The following is an 18,930-nucleotide window of genomic DNA, read 5'->3' as shown; positions in this document are numbered from 1 at the left end:
TTGGGGGACATATCCAAAATGCATTCTACTGATGTTAACCTATTTTGCGGATAACGGTTTTTGGAATTCTTGTAACCCAAAACAGTACATTTTTGTAACCCATTTCGTTCCATTTTTGTAACCCACTTTGGTTCACAAATTTTGAAATATCCAAAATGGAGCGATTTTAAAAAGTAAGTTTTGAGGTAAAGCCAAGCACCTTAATTGATGCCTGGCTTTCAGTACTTCATTCTTATACGAAGTTGTTAAAGATTTGATAGTAATAGTAGCTTCTTCCATCTAAACGTCCAAGAACGCTTTCAAAAGCCTTTACATAATCATTTGCTCCATGCACTTTTACTGCTCTTATCCAAGCCTTATCTTGATTAACTGTGGAATAATCGCCTGCCAGTGCATATCCATCAATATCCCCCTCATGACCAAATTCAGAACCCAGATACAAGTCCGTTAAATGTTCGCAACAATAAAACATTAGTTCATATTCCTGCATTAAAGAAGTATCCCAATTAGACACATTCAGTACAGTAACATTTTGGCAATAGTTAAATACACTCTTTGCTTTTGAAACCTTCTTCGTGGTGATACCAGAAACATCTATTTTGGTAGCTGCTGTACAACTACGAAATGCTTCGGTTAAATCATTTAATTGAGGAGTTCCACCTAACTGTGATAAATCAATGCTTTTAACTGCACTAGCATGATAGAACATTCGCTTCATGCTTTGTACTTTATTACCTTTGAAGCTGGATGTATCAATGCTTGTGCTTTCGGCATTACTAAACATTTGTTCGAATGTTGTTACATTGCTTGTATCAAAGGATGATAGATCCAAATTGGTTATATGTGTTTGATAAAACATTCGTTCCATACTGGTAGCATTAGAAGTATCAAATTTACTAAAATCAACATAAGTCATGTTGTTAAGATAACCACCAGAGAACATCTCATTGCAATTTACATCCGTACAATATTTCTCTGCTTCTGAATACCAGTAATAAATTCCACTTGAGTCCTCAGCAAACACATATATTGGCACTCCTGAAGCATCTGAAGATACAATATTTCCAGAAATCAGATACTGAGCATCCGGTGCTTCACTTTCCGTCCAGTTTTCGAGACGCTTAATATTTGTTTTGTAGCGAGTCTGAATTGCTCTCAATGTTGTATTAAATTGTTTACCCGGTAAAAATGTTGCCGTCTTAGCCTTTGTATCTTCCCAACCAGCAGTAAAAGTAATCTCCCCTGTGGTTCCGGAAGGGATGCTCGCAGGACTCCAGCCAGTAAACTTACAGCCTTCCTTTGTAGGCGTCGGCGGGGTGTATCCATAATCATCAGATGTATATTCTGTCTTTTCTCCTGTCAGCGTTCCACCATCTAACACATAATGGATATTATAGGACTGTTTGTTTGCTTCCCACTGAGCTGTAAAAGTTATGTTTCCGGTGCTGTCTGCTGGAATGCTTGCTGGACTCCACCCAGCAAACGTAAAACCTGCTTTCGTCGGTTCCGGAGGTGTGTATCCATAATTGGCACTTCCGTACTCCGTCAAGGATCCATCTGCCAAAGTACCTCCATCCAGCGCATAACTGATCTTGCCCAGTTTCCCGGTCGGATTCTGGTCATCTTTATCCGACGGCCGGCTTGTCTGGTTCCCGGACTGGTTCAGGAAGATGGTGTATACCTGATCCAGAGCATCCTTACTCAGATTTCCATCACTGCCAGGTGTCAGGTTCACATTCTGGATATCCGTTGCCTGGATGGCGCAGGCGGTCACGATGATGTCTTCCACGTTACCGCTCAAATCGGATTCCACCGCGTTTTTCATCTGTACCTTCTGGAACAGCTTGTCCGTGGTTGCGCCCTTACCAAGGGTCTTTTTATAACCGTAGACGTAGGATGTCTTCGCTTTCCCGCCTTCCCCGCCTTCCCCGGTCACTGTTTCCGTCCGCAACAGTTCCCACTGGTCACTGACATTGTTCAGTTTAAACAGATCCTGCAGTTTCTTCTCACCGACATTACTATCGGCATCCAGCTCCGTAAATGTCTCCTGCGGTACTTCTACCCTTAAGAATACCAGGGCATCGTTGTTGCCGGTATTCTCGATCTGGGGATCCTTCACGATCTCCTGATTCGGGACGATGTTTTTGACCTCATTGCTGTCATTTCCCGGATATCCCGGCTCCTCCAGGTCAATCTTGACCTTGCCGACCGTGAACGTGTTGGTGGCTGTCTCGGCATCGGTCAGATAGGCCACGGTGCCGCCCGCTGCCACGGAAACCACCAGACCACAGGCAATCAGTGTCCGAAGCAGCTGCTTCTTTGATTTTCTCATATGAAAAATCTCCTTTCATTTTTTTCTTGCAGGACAATTATGGGCAGAAATACTTCATAAATCGCAAAAAGTTGAATCTGTTGCTTCGGTTTCCCGGATCATTCCAGGACCATATTCCTGTTCCGGCATCTCAATGGGTGAATCCATATGTTTTTGGTTTGAGGTGGATTGCTTTGTTTCGGAAATAAAAGGAATTAAACAAAAGCATCGATATTTTCATAAATAGTCTGAAATTTATCAATTTTCGTTGGGGTTAGTTGATAGAATTTCATATAATTTATTATTTTTCGGAAATTTATTAACAAATGGTACAATAGCGCCATTGCAAAATACAAGTCCCTGTCCGGATTCCGCATTTTTGATATAGTTCAGCTGCGATTCCGAAATATGAAGCATGGAACCGATCTCCCGTCTGTCTTCGTTGGACTGGTTCAGCATGACGATGAACGGCGAGTTGTTGATGATACCTCTGGACTCGCGGTTCGTCAGCAGGTCTTCTACGTTCTGAGTGATACCGGTCGGAACGCCGCCATACTTTCGAAATTGTTTCCACATATAAAGTAGCTGCTGCGCGCATAACGCGGACTGCGTCAGGATATACAGCTCATCGATGTAGATCCAGGTACGGATATTTCTTTTTCTGTTCATGATGGTGCGGTTCTTAATATCATTCAGGCACACCTGCATGCCAATCTCGTTCATACCAGTACCGATATCGCGGATATCATAGGTTACGAAGCGGTTCTGGGTATCCACGTTTGTCCGGAAGGAAAACGTATTGTAGGAACCCTGACAATACTTCTCAATCGCGATCTGGATATAACGGGCTTCCGGCTCCGGCTGGCGTCCGAGGATTTTGTAGAAATCCATAAACGTTGGGCTGGCATTGGCGTCGCAAGTCTTTTTGATTCCTCTCCTCTTCAGCTCCTCCATATGCGCCAGATACGGTTCATACAACTGACGGACGCAGCGGTCAATAACGGAAATCTGAATCGGGTTCAGTCCTGCCCTGCCATTGATAGCAGACGCGCAAATAGAACAGATATAATCTGACTTGACCGTAACCGGATCATCTCCGTCTTTCGCATCGTATGTAATATCCATATCAAACGGATTGATATGGGTTTCGGATCCCGGTGCGATACGGATTACCTGGCCGCCAAGTGCTTCGCATAAGGGGCGGTACTCAGCCTGCGGGTCAATGACAAAAATTTCGTTCTGTTTGCTGGAAAGAAAAGCCTGTGCCATTTCCAGCTTCGCAGTGAAACTTTTACCGGAACCCGGCATACCGAGTATCAGACCGTTTGAGTTCTGCCCCCGGAGCCTGTTGATCATGATCAGGTTCCTGCTCGTCACATTCACTCCATAGAAGGTTCCGTGTGGCTGTGTGAGCTCCATAGACTCAAACGGGATAAAAAGGGCGGCTGACTCCGTGTTCATCAGACGATTTAACCGTGCTTTGTTACATCCGATCGGGAGACAGGAATTAAATCCGTTTTCCTGGTCAGAAGTACGTACCGATATCTTACAGAGGTGTTTTTCGACACGGTTCTGTACCAGCTTGGTAAATTTTGTAAGTTCGTCCAGATCATCCGCAAATACGGTTACGAGCACCGTCATCAGGATGGATTTCTGGTCACGTACCGTAATATCATCATAGGCTTTCGCGGCATCCTTGCGATCCTGTTCCAAATCCGGAGAAATCAAGTCGGAACCAAGACCGACCTTGGCATTTCGCTTCGCGGCCTCCGCTACATTACGGTTGATTTCCAACATCTGGTTGCGGACCAGCTTGATACCTTCATCCTGCCGCATTGGGGAGAAATGCACGCTGGTCAAAGCCTGACACGGAACATTGGCGATATCCGTTAAAATCTCAGCGGATAACTGCGTCGGAAGATCTCTGAGATACAGAACTCTCGCATATTTATCGCCCAGCCTCAAATAGTCGCGTTCAAATTCCATGGAACTTGGGCCAACCACATCCTTAGTCGTCAGACCCAGTGACTGCATCCAGCCGAGATCAAAGGTCCTCGCTTCCTTGCCGTCGATATTCATCTTTTTAAAGAACGGGACATCCGTATCCTGGTTATAAATGTTGTATAAAAGCTCCAGGCGATCCTGCAGTTCCATCGGGTCTGTTGTATGTTCATTGATTGCCTTGATTCTGGAAGAAATTTCCCCATCCACCCGGGAGAAGGTACCGTTTGCCAACTCGATGTTTTCCGCCTTAATGGAAATGATCAGATACTTTTCCTGTGTGATGTTGGACTGTCCTTCGCTGATTTTGGAACGCAGCACCGAGTTCATGTCCTCGCGCATTTCGTCATACCCGTCATTCTCCATCTCAAACAGGGTTTCGCGGTTGAACTTGTCCATGTCAATCCTGCGGTTAAAAATCAGAAGCTGCGGCCTTACATCCGGTGAAAAATAATTAAGCAGATCCCCATACGCAAAATACATATCCTCCTGGGTCTGCTGCGTTGCTGTTTTAAAATTTGCATCCGTCAGACGGTAACATTTAGTAAAGATACCTTCTTCCGTCTCGATGATACCATTTGTATATACTTTACGGTATGGAATAGACTGCTGCACGGTTTTGGGAACGCTGATAGACTGGATGAGGGCCTTTTTAGATTTTGCACCCTTACTTGCCAGTCCTGCATTTTTTTTCTTTTCTTTTAAGGGTTTGTCCGCCCCAATCCGGCCAACATCGCCGGAAAAATCCTGGATCTGTCCGCTGCTACTGCCGGCTTTCATTCTGCTGCTTCCGTTTCCAATGTCGGTGACGTCTGCGTTTGACTGCATTTTTTTATTTTTGCCGAACATGTCTTTGGTCTCCTTTCGTTTGTTCTTTGGATAATTATGGAATTTTGTCGGTTCAACATCGCAAAACCGGGATGGCAGATGCGCATCCCGGTCTGGTTCTAATCGATTGGTTTCATATCCGGATTGGTTTTCAGATATTTTTCCAGCCTCTTTTTATTCAGTTTCTGTTTTTTCTTCATTTCTTTATCCGTATACTCCTTATCATCACCATCGAAATATTCGTAGGTGATCTTGCTCTGCTTTGCCAGCTTGTCGAAGGTGTTTTCCGTGACGTATGGACGACATTTTGGAGCAAAAAATTTCACGATTGCCACGTCTCTTAAAAACACGGCAAGCGGCATATCACATACATCAATAAAACCACATGCGATAATCGGACTGACTGCCGCGATGGTAATGACAACTTTTAAGTCAGACGGCAATCCAAGTTTTCCAAGAAATGTATTCAGCAGCAAGCCGACAACAACCGCCGGGACAATCGCATAGGTCTGGCGTTTGGTAAACGGTCCGATGAATTTTGCCTTTACATTGCGGATATCTTTCGGTACCGGCATAATAATCATGGTGCATTCCTCCTTCCTGTTTAATGGACGCCGATGATGTCATTGGCAATCTGTCTTGATTTTGCAAACATACCGATCATGGTCAGGTTAATGGCTGTGTTCGTGATGACAGAAAATGATGCACCCAGGCTATCTTTAAAAATATCCGTTACATAAATGATCAGGAAAATGACCGCACCCTGCATGGAAACAGCAAAAAGTTTTTTTAACCACATCCAGCCGTTGCTGCGCCACTTCTCCGAGTACAGGTCCGCAATAGCAAGTGGGGTAAAGAGGTAACGGATGGCGATTTCAATAGCAACCGCATAAACAACCAGCGAAGATGCTAACTGGACCAGTCCATTGCCAAATAAACCAGTGATGCTGCCAAACAGACCGCTTAATCCCGATCCAAGATCGCTGACCACGTTACCAAGACCAGCTACCCAGTCTGATCCCATTGTTGCTAACTGGTTTTGCGATATTACGGACACAAAGCTTTTAACAAGGGCATATTTTACTGCAGCCCCCGATGAACCTTGAACCCCGACGATGACGTTTTCCAAAATTAATGTACCGGCACGAATAATGAGCAGTGCAAAGAATTTATAGTTATAAATGAACCAAACACCAATCATCAGTTTGATAAACTCCCTACTGAGAGCTTCATTGCTGGCGTTTTTATCCTGAATCATGTTCATCATACTAACAGCCCCAAAGGTAATAGCCAGAGCAATCGCAAAAGTCCGAATGTTATCCGAAAAACCAGCCATTCCTGTCGAAACCTTTTCCAATAATTTCGATACCATGCCCTGATTGGCCTTACTAAACGCTGTATCATGTTCATCTTTTGTACGGTTCCATGTCAGAATATTGACTTTTACTCCAGCATCTACTGCATCATTGTCTCCTGCGCCTGCATTGACTATTTCATCTCCTGTTTCTGATTCGTAAGTTGTTGATCCAAAATTAACACCTAACGCCATGGCTTCTTCTTTAAAATATTTTTTCCATTGCACTTTGGCGCCGCTCATGGTATTTGCCAAATCCACCTTTTCATCTTTTAAAATTTCATCGATGATTTTGTATCCGCCTTCCACAGTTGGATCCTTTTTAAGATCTTCAGAATCAAGTTTTTCTTCCAATAATTCTACAATGCGATCTCTTTTTGGAGCTGAGTCTGCGTCCTGATAAATTTCTTTCGCCTTTGTAATAAGTTCATCCACCGGGGGATCATTTTCGGCATATGCATTTACAGGTGCGAAAGCGGTCATTGTTACACACAGGCCAAGAAGAAGCGGGATTTTTTTAATCAATCTCATATTTTTATCATTCCTCCTTTTTGACTTGATTTAATTAATAATATTAGCTGCCCGCAGGATGGTCGGCAGGCAGACCATGCAGAAACCAAGCGTTAATTTTGTGAATGCCATGCCGTACTGTCTGGCATCACCGGATTTCTTGGCAATGATTGCGTTGTATAGGCCCCAGATCAGCGCCAGGATGCCGAACAGGCGCAGGATAAAAAAGACTGTGCCAAGAACAACGCCCTGAAAATCACCTATGGTATAGGAGTCAAAGTCGCTTGGTTTTGCATTTGGACTGATAGAAAGTGCGTGAGCGTTTATACTGCAACAAATTGCTGTTACTGCGGCAGTGAAACTTGCGGATAGCTTTTTTTTCATTTTTTCTCTCCTTTCTGACGGCGTCGTTACCAGAGTCCTAATATACACATCAGAAATGGCGCAAAGAATAATGCCAGACCGCCTAAAATATGAGCGACGTTTTCTTTTAAGATTTTTTTAGTTTTAATGCTGGAACCCATTCCTAACAGAACCATACATACGCCGCTTATCTGAAATATACCCGTTACAAATGCAATAGCATTATCCATGGAAATAAATAGGAACCGGCAAAGTATCAGCATCAGGCCATAACTACTACACCAAACCCATTTCTTTGATCCGGTAATTTCGCCATCCGGTCCGGCTACTTTTTTTGTCGCCAGATAACCCAACAGGCCACTCACAAACATAACAGTACCAATCGGCGCGCAGAGCTGCAGTATAATTCTGCCGATCAAAAGAATTGTTTCGTTTGTAGCAATGCCAAAAATGTTATGCTGCCACATGACACATCCAATAGCTACAATCAATACGAAGAACCATGACTTAAGCCAATCGATCCATTTCATCCACAGCTTCTTCTGATTCTCTTCTGTTGATGCTTCGTTTGAAGCATTCTGATTTTCCATTTCCAATCCTCCTTTCTTCTTTTGGGATAATTATGGACACAGTTTGATGCTTTTGCGCGAAATCCGTGTACCGCAAAGAAAAAACACAGAGTCATGATTTCTGTCACAACTCTGCGTTTGGCAATATCAGAATATTCCAGCCACATGTAATGCTGCTGGTAAACAATATAATGTAAGGCCAATGACCCATACCAGCAGTTCCAAAATTGGTTTTGCAATTTTTTCTACTTGCGAATCTTTCTTTTTCGCAATGAAATGAACACGCATGACAAGATAGAAGCCGAATAACTGCGCCATCTGAGCTGCGACCCAGCAAAACAGGGAGTATTTGCTCATGGTCGGCATACTCTGGATATTCAAAATGAAAACGGGCCGCTGTCAGATGACAACGGCCGCCAAATACAGTTGTATGCAAACTGTCAGTGTACATTAGATGATGCCGACTGCCTTCAGAATGGATGGCATACAAACCAGTGCCAAGCCACCGATCAGGGTGTTCATTGCTCCGTTCATGGCCTCGGAATCTCCGCCTCTTCTGGCGGTGATGTAACCATACAGGCCCCAGATAAACATACCGATACCGATCAGTCTGCAGATCCAGAAAGATACGCCAAGCACCAGACCCTCTGGGTTTACATTCGCCACGCCGCTCTTTACGGTATAGTTGGTATCAATGTTCAGTGCAAATGCATTCAGTCTCCAAATCATGCAGCTTACGAATGCTACAAAAGCTGCCATGCAGTTCTGAAACCACGCAACGCACCGAGTCCACAGATTTGCCATTTCTTTTCTTGCAGTTACGGTCTCGTTTTTTGCAGCTGCAACGCCGTTTACAGTACCGAATCTATTCATGTCCGGTTCCTCCTTCCTTTTTGTTTGTCTAATTATGGAAGGAGATGCATTCAATGTCGCAAAAACTTTTTGGCAGCACAAAATCCCCGGGGATTTCCCGGGGTAATCTCTATTCTGTAAATTCCGTGCATTCTTTCATGGCGTCCTGCAGGATCTGATACGCTTCTTTCTGTTCTCCTCTCAGCTCCATATCCGGATTGGATTCCAGAATCCAGAGAATAAACTCATAATTTTCTACCGGATTCAATGTCAACTCCAGAGCATCGTCAATACTTGGAAACCATCCTGTCAGCGGATGCATCCTGCCGGTCAGACGCTCCAGCATGGCATTAAAATGCTCATGCGAAATGCTCATTTTTTCTTCTTTTTCGTCTACATATTCATTCTCTCTCTCTTCTTCCATAAATTACGCAGGGAATCCGCCTGGACGGACACATGCGTTGAAAACGTTACATTACCAGCGTGTTCATGATAAAAGAATTCTGCATTTCCCCCTTCTCCTTTCTGATTTTTGCGCCGTTTAAGGCATTGATTGGGTATATACTGTTTTGTGTACTGAGGATCGATGATCTTCTCTTTCGTTGATAGCATGCGTGATCGTGAGCCGAAATCGTTTCCCACAATCTTTTGCTGTGCAAATTATGGAGCGAAAGTTCGAAATATTGGTTTTGCTTTTGTATGTGCTGCTTTCTTATCCGCAGATATTCGGTTTGTTAGCAAAAAAATAGATCCTCTCTTTTCTGGAAAGGATCTATTTGGAAGATAGTTTGTTTGACGCTTACGGAACCTGTCTTGCTAGAATACCTGCAAGCTCCCCGATATCCGATGCATGTCTGGCCAGAAATTGACATTCCGGCAACGCCTGTTCCACTCGCTTATGGAAGGCATCCACGCCATATGGGTTGCTTCGTAAAAATTCATCCGGATCTTTGTACGGTCTGAAATCCAGAACGCGGACCGGCAGTCCGGCTGCTTTTAAAAGTCCGATGGATTTTTTGGCGGCATTGATTCCGGCACCGTCACTATCCATGGACAGATACACTTTTTTATAGTGTGAAGCAATGAGACGCACATGCTCTTCGGTCAGCGCCGTTCCAAGTACCGCTGCGCAGTCCTGATATCCGGCGCTGTGCAGCGCGATGTAATCCATATAGCCTTCGCAGATAATGATCGCCTCGCTGCGTCTTTCCGCTTTGTATGGATAACCATATAATCTGGTTCTTTTACTGAAGAGCTGTGAATCCGGTGAGTTGATGTATTTCGGTTTGGTGTCATCCATGACGCGGCCACCGAATGCAATCACATCCCCGTTTTCATCCATGATCGGAAACATGACACGGTTCCGGAACAGGTCATATACATTTCCCTTTTTACTGATCTTAAACAGGCCGGAACGGATCAGGTCACTGTATTCGTATCGACTTTTCAGGGAATCGTACAGGCAGCAGAATGCATCCGGAGCAAATCCAAGTCCATACTCCGCCATCTCTTCTTCCGTAATTCCGCGTTTTTTCAAGTATTGGTTTCCGATATTTCCGCGGGTTGTCAGTTGCTGATAGTAAAAAAATGCTGCATCCGCATACATTCTTAAAAGCACCGGGTCTTTTCCCCGCTGAGGAGGCGTCTGTCTTACCGCGCCGATCCGTTCCAGGAAATCATAACGGTTCCCGCCAGCACCGCAGGCGTAACAGAAAAAAGTACCGTTTTTCTCATCCGCGGAAAATGATGCGATATCTCCGTGACAGAACGGACATTTTCCAAAATATTTTCCGGATACCCGGTCACGATACATTTTTGTATACATGGATGCCAGTTCCGGCATGGTTTTTGGTTTGCTGTACATATTCTATTCCTCTTTTCTGATTGTATCCTGCCATATTACGATGCAGCCTGCATTTGTAATTTTTCCGCCAGAATGGCGGGCGGAATGGAAAAACATTTTGCGCAGGCAAGAAGCATCCTGTAATGCAGATCGTTCTGTTTCCAACGTTCCATGTCCTCATATACCTTTCCATTAAAACTGATATATTTTTTCACAGCTTTTTCCAGTTTTTCTTTCCGGTCCATTTCAGGCCCCATGGAGGTATAAAGCCGCAAAAATTCCTCAATGCCTTTCCATTCCCTGTCAGCGCCGATTCCAAGCGTGAAAATCGGTTTAGTGCGCCCGGAGCCGTCCCCGTTTTCTCTGGATTTGTTTTCTCCATCCATTCGGTAAAGTTTTGCAAGCATTTCCGGACCGGAGCTGGATGCGTCGGCAATCACTGGTTCCGTCTTGTTGCTCATGGAGCATACACGCCCTAAAATTTGTTGGAACGTAACCAGTGATGTGACATTTCGGAATAATACAATCCCCGTAACATCCGGCAGATGTACTCCTTCCAGAAGCATATCCACGGAAAGGATGACTGCTTTTTCTGCTTTCTGCATGCCGGCAATGACCTGAGGCAGATTTCTTAAATCCGCATACAGAATAAACACTTCATATCCTGCAAAAATTTTTCTCATCCGGTCTTCGTATTCATGCAGTTTGGTTTTGCCGGCAAAATAAACAATCCATTTATTTCGCGGATACATTGCAACGATTCTGGCAAGCGTCTGTTCACATTCTTCATACGCGATCTTTACATTAACATTCCCTTCGTATTCTTCGCGGATCTGTTTTGGGTCTTTTTCCGGAAGCATGACGCGGTAGTTAAATTTCGGCATCAGCCCAAGCCGGATTGCTTCAAAGTTGCTGATACCGTTTACGGTCTGATCAAAAATACTGCCTGTATGGACTGATTTCTTATGCCCGTATTCCTTGATGTCGCGTTCCGGAGTGGCTGTCAAGCCGAGGAAACGCGTTCTTGACAACAGGTGCATGCATTCCGCAAGGTTTTTGCCATACCGGTCGCTCCACAGATGATGTGCCTCATCAATTACGACAAGATCATATCCGGACAGTTTTTTTATTCCTTTTTCCTTATCCGTAAAAAAATTGAATGTTACAAAATCGACCGGAATCTTAGAACTGAGCCACTGAAAATCCGTATATTCACTGATGTTTTCCTGTACGGCATATTTTGGGATGACATACAGAACGCTTTTCAGTTCCTGCAGCATGCGTTCCACGATACCCATGAAAACATAGGATTTCCCAGTTCCTACTCCTGAGGTGTACAGGATGCTTCTCGTACCTGAGTGGTATGAATCAACAATTTTTTCTACAACCGGCAAGTTGTGTTTACTGATTTTAATTTTCATAGCTGATCTCCTTTAAAATGCCCGTTGGATGCCCATATGTTCCATAATCTCAAGAGGTGTGCAAATATCTTTTGTTCCGTCAGGGAATGTGCAGATGTAATAAACGTCATGCTCTGTTGAAAAACCCCGTTGTGTTTTAACGCCGTAGAAATTTCCATCTGAATTGGTTCCAATATGCGGATGTCCGATTTGCCCAGAACGGAACTGTTTCATAGCTTTGTGCTGATTGATAACGCCATCTTCAAACATGATATCAACATCACATGCACCACGGTATTCCACAATCTTCATACGCAAGCCGTTTTTTGCTGTTCTTACCATGCCGACAGGAGAGGTTGTGACCGGTTTGATTTTCCCGGATAAAAAATCTCCATATGCCACATGTTCTTTAATTTCTCCAGTGGAAAATCTGACATCCATGTCATGCGCATTCCTATATGCAATGATTTCCATTTCAAGTCCACAGTTAGCCATGCGTCTTTCTCCAACTCTGTGACACATGGCTTCCGGATTGATTTCAGGATGTTTGATGCATCCCTGCAGAAATGCACGGTAGCTTCTGTGCTGCACAATAACCCCGTCTGAAAATTCAACATCGATATCTGTTGTCGTCCGATATGCGACAATCGTCATGACCATCCCGTTTAATGCTGTGGATGTTTCATGATAGCGGATCACACACATGGGAAAGATCCTGTGCTGAAAATTATAGTATCGCGTATGTTGTAGGATAAACCCGTTTGAAAATTCAACGTCGATATCCATAGCTTCCCGATACGCAACAATTTCCATTTGCAAATTTTTGTATGTACCGGTTTCGTGCAGTCGCGACTTCATTTTTTTCTCCTTTTTTCTCCAATTACGAATATGAGAAGCTCAGGCATAACCCAGGCTCCCCATATGTAAGATTGAACGGTTTAATTCCAAATATCTGCTTCCTGATCACTGTAAAAATCATAGCCGTCACGAAGCCTGTCTTTTTCCAGCTCCCGCAGCATTTCATTGTCTTCTTTTGAACGCAGACCGTATGCCGGAGCATGGTCGTAATCCAGTCCAAGTACTTTTTTATGGATTGCCGCAACCTCATCATCGGTATATTCTTCTTTGTCAGAACTTTCGATTTTCTTGATTGCTGCAATCACAGACTTTGTCTGTTTTTGTACCTTTAAGCTGTACAGTACTTTGTACTTACTTAACATTGTTTTATCCTCCTTATACTCGGATGCCTCATCATTGTTTCGTGAAAATTATGGCAGTGGATAACCGTAAAAAGAGCCGCCGGGTTTCCGGCGGCCCTATAGCAACACTTGTGCGCAAGCTGTTTAATAGATGTGGTTTGCCAAGGCATTGATAGAATTATCCTTGGTGCCCTGTCCGATGGCATTAAACTTCCACTCACTGCCTTCACGATAGATTTCGCCGAAGATCATTGCGGTCTGATTTGGGTAGGAATCAGTTAAATTGTATCTGCACATTTCCTCGTGTCTGTGCTCGTCCACCAGGCGGCAGAAAGCATTTTTGATCATGCCGAAATGCTGGTGACGCTGGGCTGCCTGGTAAATGTTTACCGTAATGACAAGACGGTCGTACTCCGGCGGCAGTTTGCTCAGATCGATCATGATCTGCTCATCATCGCCATCGCCGTCGCCAGTCAGGTTATCTCCCATGTGTTTGACCGCGCCTGATGCATGCTTCAGATTTCCAAAATATACAACATCCTTGCTGGATTCCAGGCGTCCGTTCTTTAATAAAATCACGGAAGCATCACAGTCGATGTTATGGGTACTACCTCCGCCGAACCCGAAAAGCCCGTGCTTCTTTACCTCCGCTGCGTCCCAGCCGAGTCCTACCATGATCTTACTTAATCCCTCACGATCCTTGGACAGGCTTACTCTCTGTCCCTTCTGAAGATTTACTGACATATCTTTTTCCTCCCATCAGTTTCTGTTTTTTATATAGATCCGCAGGATCCTGTTCGGTTCCTGCGGATAACTTTTTCTCTCTTTTTTACTCTACATCGATGCCGTAACGTCTGCACAGCCCAGCCAGGCCGCCCTGGTATCCGTCACCGATTGCGTGGAACTCCCATTCGCCATCATGACGATACAGCTCCGCCATGACTACCGCAGTCTCAATGGACGCTTCCTCATTCAGGTTATAACGGGTTAATTCTGCTCCGTCATTTTCATCCACAACGCGGCAGTAAGCATTTCTTACCATACCAAAGTTCTGACCGCGGCGCTCTGCATCGTCAATCGTGATCGTAAAGACGATTTTTTCGATATCTGCAGGAACTTTTGACAGGATCACCTTTACCTGCTCATCGTCGCCGTCTCCATCACCGGTGCGGTTATCACCCATATGGATAACAGAACCGGAGGGATGGTCAAGATTGTTATAAAAAACAAAATCCTTGTCCCTTCTGCATTTTCCGTTTGCGGCACACAGGAATGCAGATACATCCAGGTCAAATGCGTAGCCGCCTCCCTCCTGTGCATCCCATCCCAGGCCTACGGTTACTTCCTTTAATGACGGACGCTTCTTTGTCAGGCTGACTTTCTGGCCTTTTGATAAACTAACTGGCATATGTAATCTCCTTTCTATTCTTTCTATACAGACCCATACATAGAGTGGGTCGCACCCGCAGGAACACACTCGGTTCCTGCGGATAACTGTTTTTCCATTGTTGTTTCTTTATACTTCGAGACCGAAATGAGTGCAAAGTGCAGCCAGACCGCCCTGATAGCCGCTTCCGATCGCGTTAAACTTCCACTCGCCGTCATGACGGTAGAGTTCTGCCATGATAACGGCAGTCTCGATGGAGGCATCCTCGCCCAGATCGAAGCGCATCAGCTCCTCACCGTTATCCTCGTTGACGATACGGCAGTAGGCATTGGATACCATGCCGAAATTCTGGCCGCGGGTATCCGCCTGATCGATCGTTACGGTAAAAGCGATTTTTTCGATCTCTGCAGGTACCTTGGAAAGATCTACCTTTACCTGCTCATCGTCGCCGTTACCATCACCGGTACGGTTATCACCCATATGAATGACTGCGCCGGATGCATGCTCCTTGTGGTTGTAGAAAATGAAATCCTTTTCACCGCTGCACTTTCCATTTGCTCCGGTCATAAATACGGATACATCCAGGTCAAAATCATGACCGCCGTCATAGCGGTTAGTATCCCATCCGAGTCCTACAAGGATCTTTTTTAATCCCGGGTTATCTTTGGTCAGATTAATCTTCTGACCCTTTGCTAAACTGATTGGCATCTTTTAAAGCCCTCCTTTGTTCTTTGTACCGTAATTATGGAAGAGTTTCTGCCATTATTGGTTTTTTGCGGACCATACCTTATTTTTTCTGAAGCGCGCGGTATTCCTGTTTGATTGCATCCAGACGTTTTGCGTCCTCAACCCGTTTTGCCCTTGCGTTTTCCTGAATCTGTTTTGTTTCCTCAATGCCGTTTACAATGGTTCTCCAGGTGGTTTCCAGCGTCTCGATCTTAATAGAGCTGCCGGATGCGAGCTGTGTGGTCAGTTTGCTCTGCTCCACGGTATTCTGGGCATTTTTAATCAGCATTTCGTTTGTTTTAGCATCCAGCGCCGCCATGGATTCTGCCTGGATCCGCTGTCTCTTTAACATGATTGCCTGCGCCAGTGCCTGTTTGAATACCGGGAGGGTAATGATGAAGGCTGAGTTGATCTTGCGCACCAGGTTCATATTGGAAAATTCCATGGTCTTGATCATCGGAATGGACTGGATGGCTACGCTTTCCGCTGTCCTTAAATCCTGTGTTCTCTGTTCCAGGAGCATCAGTACCTGATTCAGATTGGAGATTTCAAACTGAATGGACTGGTCGCCGGATGCTTCCATGTCCTTTTTTCTCTGCTCAATATAAGCTTCGATCTCTTTACAGCCCTGCTCTCCTGCCAGAATGTACTTCACCAGTTCGTGGTAATAACCGACATTGGCTTCAAACAGCTGATTGAGTCTGCCATTGGAAGTTTTGATCTCCTCTTCGTACTGCTTCAGCTGCACATAAATCTTGTCCACTTCCCCACCCATGGTGTGATATTTGTCCAAGATCTTGTCGAGTTTCTTTTTGGCATTACCAAACCATTTTTCCAGAAATCCCGGATTGTCCTTGATCTCCTCGATATCAAACTGAGACATAATCTTGGATAACTCTGCAAGCATCTTGCCGGAATCATCAATCTGATTCATGCTCATGCTGTTTAAGACCACATCGGATGCTTTGGAGATCTCTTCGGCTACGGAAGCACCGAATGTCACGACGGATTCCATGTTGTTTACCTCAATGGTGCTGACGATGTCGTCCACCTCTTTGGAGCCGACCAGCGCTTTGGTCATATCCTGTCTGTCGGCCGCGATGTTATATTCCTTAACTTCCGGAAGTTCCGGGGCTGCCGGGGCGATTCCTGCTGCGGTCTGTGCCATGGTTTTTTCTGCTGTCTTACTGAAATCTACTGCCATTTTTAAAATCCTCCTAAAAATTTTCTAAACCACCCTTTTGTGGCTGTTTGCTGAAATGTTGTAAAATCCGGTATCCGCAGATCATACTGATATGGGCCGGACTGGTATTCCGTGATCTGAAAATCGTTCCAATATCGTTCCACACACCGGTATCCGGTCGGAATGAAAAACAAGATGTCGAATCCGATCAGATGAAGCAGTGCTGCCTCAATGGTGTCCCGAAGCGAAAGCTGTGTTTCTCCGGTGATCAGATAGATACGTTTCGGATTCTTTTTTGTAAAATCAAAATTCTGAATCAGCCGGAGTGTTTCCTTATCCAGACTGAGTGCTGATGCCACAATCGTATATTCTGTCCCGTTCTCCCATGTGCCGCGGATCCATCCGGTATCCAAAAGCTGCTGTGTCTTTTTTAAGATGTGGTTCTGCACTTCTTCTCGAAGAAACCCGTATGGGTAATCCGGGCTGTTTTTCATGGACTCTGTTCTGAGTTTCTTATTTTTTAAAAAAGCGGTGACGGGGATCTGCGCGCGTCCGGCTGTATCATCTGACATTTTGGGAATCTGCCGGATGACCTGTGTGTCCGCGGTGATGAGACGCTGGACCTTTTTCCAATACTCCTCCGTGTTGCTGTCCTTGACGCCGGAAATTTTTGCAAGGAAAACCGGCATCCGGACATTTCCTTCCGATGAAAATCCAGGGCGGTAACGAAGTTCCTGATCCCAGAGAATCGGGATTTCTTCTTCCATGGTCTGCAGGATGACGGAATCGGCCGTGGCAAACTGTTTTTCCCGGTACATACCGGTATCCTGGTACAGCCTGCTATCCAGTTCCTGTTCCGCGTGATACGCAACCGTTCCGATTTTCCCTCCTGTTTCTTCCGGGAACCATTCCATGCGTGCGGTATTGGGTAGGTGTACTTTAAAAAGTGCGCCGGATTCCGGCATTCCACCCTCTCCTGCTTCCGGGCGGAAAACAACCATGTCTACTGGAAGCATGGATAAAAGCCGAAAAAAGACCGCTTCTTTTTCATTTACGCTGCCGCCGAAACGATAAAAGGTTGCGACCTGCGGGAAGTGCATGTCTTTCCATAAGCGGTACGCATATGAACGAAGCCAGCAGATCATATAAACACCAAGAGCTGTCAGTCTGCCACCGTTCATTCCGCCAGCAGCCTCTTCTTCCATCGTGTGGCAGAACGCATCCCTCACCATTGTTTCCAACCAGTTGTTTTCCGGAAAACTGAAATTTCCAGCCAGAAGGCGGAATAAGGGACGACCGGAAAGTGCCGGGTCACGCTTGACTGCAGCAATCGCTGCGGCATCCGGTGTAGGGAGAGATTTATTTACAATAACCAGTCCATGTTTTTCTGACTTTCTGCCAGCAGCCAGCCTATAAAGCGTTTCCTGGTATGCGGCCGGAGAATCCACTCCTTCGATTTCACAGAATGCGTTGTAAAAGATGTTTTCTTCCTGACCACGTTCTTTGGCTGGTATAGAAAGATCGTGAAAAATATCTCCTGACATCCATGCGTTTGTGCATGGAGTGGGATACATGGATGATTGTGGTATGACTGTTGACGAAGGAACAGTAATTCTGCGCTTTTTCACAATTTCGTCCATGATGGAACGCACTCCGAATTTATCCGGGAACGGTTCTGGGTTGGTCGGGACTATCTCCAGCGTTTCGTCTTCTTTTGCACCGGATGTTTTAAAAAATGCATCACGGTCACGGGAAAGGATTACAACGCTACATCCTGCAAGGCACAATGCCCGCAAAAACAGAAATCCGTAGGTGGAAGGATCTCCCTCGTACAAAACCGCTGAGGCATTTCCATTCCGTTCCATCAGATTTCCAAGGCGGTAATACATCCAGCACATGAATTTCACAAACGTATTTTTTAATGCCCCTGCCGTCTTTCCTTCTTTTTGCAGCCTTGAAAAAATCTCAAGCATGGCATCTGTCAGCCGTTGCTTTTTCTCGGTTTTGCACCCCGGCAGCAATTTGCCGATTACACACTGGAAGAATTCCGCATCCATACGAAAGTCTTGTCCGGCCATTTCCGTATAATATTTCAGCTGTTCCGGCGTCGGGTTTGCCAAGCCTCCGGCAATGATGGCTCCGTTTTTCTGTGCTTCCGCACAGTATTCGGTAAGAAAACGGCGGATATCTTCCCCGTACCGGCATACCAGGGCAGGAAGTCTGCCGGAGGTGTTATCTACGGATATGAATTTTGTAAACTCTTCCGGTGTCATTGATGTCATCAGCCCTTTTCTCTCCTTTCTTTCTGATTGTTACGGTGTAATTATGGATAGGAAGCACCCGAAATTGGTTTTTTCTACCGTCTGGCAAAAAAAAGAAAGACACGGCCAGGCCGTGCCTTTCG

General features: G+C 45.2%; 18 protein-coding genes. All 18 read right to left on the bottom strand.

Features of this window, described 5'->3' with window-relative positions; all coding sequences use genetic code 11:
• Positions 1 to 232: 232 nt before the first annotated feature.
• Positions 233 to 2,332: a TasA family protein gene (locus GPK83_RS16420; protein WP_215705317.1), complete on the bottom strand. Its 2,100-nt coding sequence runs from the start codon at positions 2,330 to 2,332 to the stop codon at positions 233 to 235.
• Between the two features lie 237 nt (positions 2,333 to 2,569).
• Positions 2,570 to 5,161, bottom strand: a complete 2,592-nt coding sequence (locus GPK83_RS16415; protein WP_215705316.1) for a DUF87 domain-containing protein — start codon at positions 5,159 to 5,161, stop codon at positions 2,570 to 2,572.
• A 98-nt stretch (positions 5,162 to 5,259) separates the two neighbouring features.
• Positions 5,260 to 5,724, bottom strand: a complete 465-nt coding sequence (locus GPK83_RS16410) for a PrgI family protein (RefSeq protein ID WP_215630927.1) — start codon at positions 5,722 to 5,724, stop codon at positions 5,260 to 5,262.
• 20 nt (positions 5,725 to 5,744) lie between these two features.
• A complete protein-coding gene (locus GPK83_RS16405; RefSeq protein WP_215630926.1) occupies positions 5,745 to 7,025 on the bottom strand; it encodes a hypothetical protein in 1,281 nt (426 codons plus the stop codon).
• A 30-nt stretch (positions 7,026 to 7,055) separates the two neighbouring features.
• Positions 7,056 to 7,388, bottom strand: coding sequence for a hypothetical protein (locus tag GPK83_RS16400; protein WP_215630925.1), 333 nt, complete (start codon positions 7,386 to 7,388; stop codon positions 7,056 to 7,058).
• Positions 7,389 to 7,414: 26 nt separating this feature from the next.
• Positions 7,415 to 7,957 carry a hypothetical protein gene (locus tag GPK83_RS16395; RefSeq protein WP_215630924.1) on the bottom strand — a complete coding sequence of 181 codons (543 nt, stop codon included), beginning with the start codon at positions 7,955 to 7,957 and terminating at the stop codon, positions 7,415 to 7,417.
• A 126-nt stretch (positions 7,958 to 8,083) separates the two neighbouring features.
• Positions 8,084 to 8,302: a hypothetical protein gene (locus GPK83_RS16390; protein WP_215705315.1), complete on the bottom strand. Its 219-nt coding sequence runs from the start codon at positions 8,300 to 8,302 to the stop codon at positions 8,084 to 8,086.
• An 84-nt stretch (positions 8,303 to 8,386) separates the two neighbouring features.
• Positions 8,387 to 8,809 carry a hypothetical protein gene (locus GPK83_RS16385; protein WP_215630923.1) on the bottom strand — a complete coding sequence of 141 codons (423 nt, stop codon included), beginning with the start codon at positions 8,807 to 8,809 and terminating at the stop codon, positions 8,387 to 8,389.
• Between the two features lie 109 nt (positions 8,810 to 8,918).
• Positions 8,919 to 9,212, bottom strand: a complete 294-nt coding sequence (locus tag GPK83_RS16380; protein ID WP_215705314.1) for a hypothetical protein — start codon at positions 9,210 to 9,212, stop codon at positions 8,919 to 8,921.
• Positions 9,213 to 9,587: 375 nt separating this feature from the next.
• On the bottom strand, positions 9,588 to 10,652 hold the full coding sequence (locus GPK83_RS16375) for a toprim domain-containing protein (protein ID WP_215705313.1): 1,065 nt from the start codon (positions 10,650 to 10,652) through the stop codon (positions 9,588 to 9,590).
• 35 nt (positions 10,653 to 10,687) lie between these two features.
• Positions 10,688 to 12,052: a DEAD/DEAH box helicase family protein gene (locus tag GPK83_RS16370; protein WP_215705312.1), complete on the bottom strand. Its 1,365-nt coding sequence runs from the start codon at positions 12,050 to 12,052 to the stop codon at positions 10,688 to 10,690.
• A 12-nt stretch (positions 12,053 to 12,064) separates the two neighbouring features.
• The gene (locus GPK83_RS16365) at positions 12,065 to 12,889 is read right to left on the bottom strand and encodes a hypothetical protein (protein WP_215705311.1); all 825 of its coding nucleotides are present in this window, start codon (positions 12,887 to 12,889) and stop codon (positions 12,065 to 12,067) included.
• Positions 12,890 to 12,969: 80 nt separating this feature from the next.
• The gene (locus GPK83_RS16360) at positions 12,970 to 13,251 is read right to left on the bottom strand and encodes a hypothetical protein (protein WP_215630918.1); all 282 of its coding nucleotides are present in this window, start codon (positions 13,249 to 13,251) and stop codon (positions 12,970 to 12,972) included.
• 123 nt (positions 13,252 to 13,374) lie between these two features.
• Positions 13,375 to 13,974, bottom strand: a complete 600-nt coding sequence (locus GPK83_RS16355; RefSeq protein ID WP_215705310.1) for a TerD family protein — start codon at positions 13,972 to 13,974, stop codon at positions 13,375 to 13,377.
• An 85-nt stretch (positions 13,975 to 14,059) separates the two neighbouring features.
• Positions 14,060 to 14,638, bottom strand: a complete 579-nt coding sequence (locus tag GPK83_RS16350) for a TerD family protein (RefSeq protein WP_215630916.1) — start codon at positions 14,636 to 14,638, stop codon at positions 14,060 to 14,062.
• Positions 14,639 to 14,746: 108 nt separating this feature from the next.
• Positions 14,747 to 15,325 (bottom strand): TerD family protein, encoded by a 579-nt coding sequence (locus tag GPK83_RS16345; RefSeq protein ID WP_215705309.1) that lies wholly within the window; start codon positions 15,323 to 15,325, stop codon positions 14,747 to 14,749.
• A gap of 79 nt (positions 15,326 to 15,404) precedes the next feature.
• Positions 15,405 to 16,547: a toxic anion resistance protein gene (locus GPK83_RS16340; protein ID WP_215630914.1), complete on the bottom strand. Its 1,143-nt coding sequence runs from the start codon at positions 16,545 to 16,547 to the stop codon at positions 15,405 to 15,407.
• 2 nt (positions 16,548 to 16,549) lie between these two features.
• The gene (locus GPK83_RS16335) at positions 16,550 to 18,808 is read right to left on the bottom strand and encodes a YceG family protein (protein WP_215705308.1); all 2,259 of its coding nucleotides are present in this window, start codon (positions 18,806 to 18,808) and stop codon (positions 16,550 to 16,552) included.
• Between the last annotated feature and the right edge of the window lie 122 nt (positions 18,809 to 18,930).

The sequence above is a fragment of the Clostridium sp. MCC328 genome (assembly GCF_018785465.1).
GTDB classification, from domain to species: domain Bacteria; phylum Bacillota; class Clostridia; order Lachnospirales; family Lachnospiraceae; genus Pilosibacter; species Pilosibacter fragilis.
Note: the sequence above shows the minus strand (reverse complement) of the source record. Positions and strands in the feature narration are given on the sequence as shown.

Coding starts and splice junctions, on each gene's coding strand:
- GPK83_RS16345 (WP_215705309.1), bottom strand. CDS start 15,325: ATGCCAATCAGTTTAGCAAAGGGTCAGAAGATTAATCTGACCAAAGAT.
- GPK83_RS16405 (WP_215630926.1), bottom strand. CDS start 7,025: ATGAGATTGATTAAAAAAATCCCGCTTCTTCTTGGCCTGTGTGTAACA.
- GPK83_RS16385 (WP_215630923.1), bottom strand. CDS start 8,809: ATGAATAGATTCGGTACTGTAAACGGCGTTGCAGCTGCAAAAAACGAG.
- GPK83_RS16335 (WP_215705308.1), bottom strand. CDS start 18,808: ATGACATCAATGACACCGGAAGAGTTTACAAAATTCATATCCGTAGAT.
- GPK83_RS16370 (WP_215705312.1), bottom strand. CDS start 12,052: ATGAAAATTAAAATCAGTAAACACAACTTGCCGGTTGTAGAAAAAATT.
- GPK83_RS16340 (WP_215630914.1), bottom strand. CDS start 16,547: ATGGCAGTAGATTTCAGTAAGACAGCAGAAAAAACCATGGCACAGACC.
- GPK83_RS16355 (WP_215705310.1), bottom strand. CDS start 13,974: ATGTCAGTAAATCTTCAGAAGGGACAGAGAGTAAGCCTGTCCAAGGAT.
- GPK83_RS16360 (WP_215630918.1), bottom strand. CDS start 13,251: ATGTTAAGTAAGTACAAAGTACTGTACAGCTTAAAGGTACAAAAACAG.
- GPK83_RS16375 (WP_215705313.1), bottom strand. CDS start 10,652: ATGTACAGCAAACCAAAAACCATGCCGGAACTGGCATCCATGTATACA.
- GPK83_RS16415 (WP_215705316.1), bottom strand. CDS start 5,161: ATGTTCGGCAAAAATAAAAAAATGCAGTCAAACGCAGACGTCACCGAC.
- GPK83_RS16390 (WP_215705315.1), bottom strand. CDS start 8,302: ATGCCGACCATGAGCAAATACTCCCTGTTTTGCTGGGTCGCAGCTCAG.
- GPK83_RS16365 (WP_215705311.1), bottom strand. CDS start 12,889: ATGAAGTCGCGACTGCACGAAACCGGTACATACAAAAATTTGCAAATG.
- GPK83_RS16395 (WP_215630924.1), bottom strand. CDS start 7,957: ATGGAAAATCAGAATGCTTCAAACGAAGCATCAACAGAAGAGAATCAG.
- GPK83_RS16380 (WP_215705314.1), bottom strand. CDS start 9,212: ATGGAAGAAGAGAGAGAGAATGAATATGTAGACGAAAAAGAAGAAAAA.
- GPK83_RS16420 (WP_215705317.1), bottom strand. CDS start 2,332: ATGAGAAAATCAAAGAAGCAGCTGCTTCGGACACTGATTGCCTGTGGT.
- GPK83_RS16410 (WP_215630927.1), bottom strand. CDS start 5,724: ATGATTATTATGCCGGTACCGAAAGATATCCGCAATGTAAAGGCAAAA.
- GPK83_RS16400 (WP_215630925.1), bottom strand. CDS start 7,388: ATGAAAAAAAAGCTATCCGCAAGTTTCACTGCCGCAGTAACAGCAATT.
- GPK83_RS16350 (WP_215630916.1), bottom strand. CDS start 14,638: ATGCCAGTTAGTTTATCAAAAGGCCAGAAAGTCAGCCTGACAAAGAAG.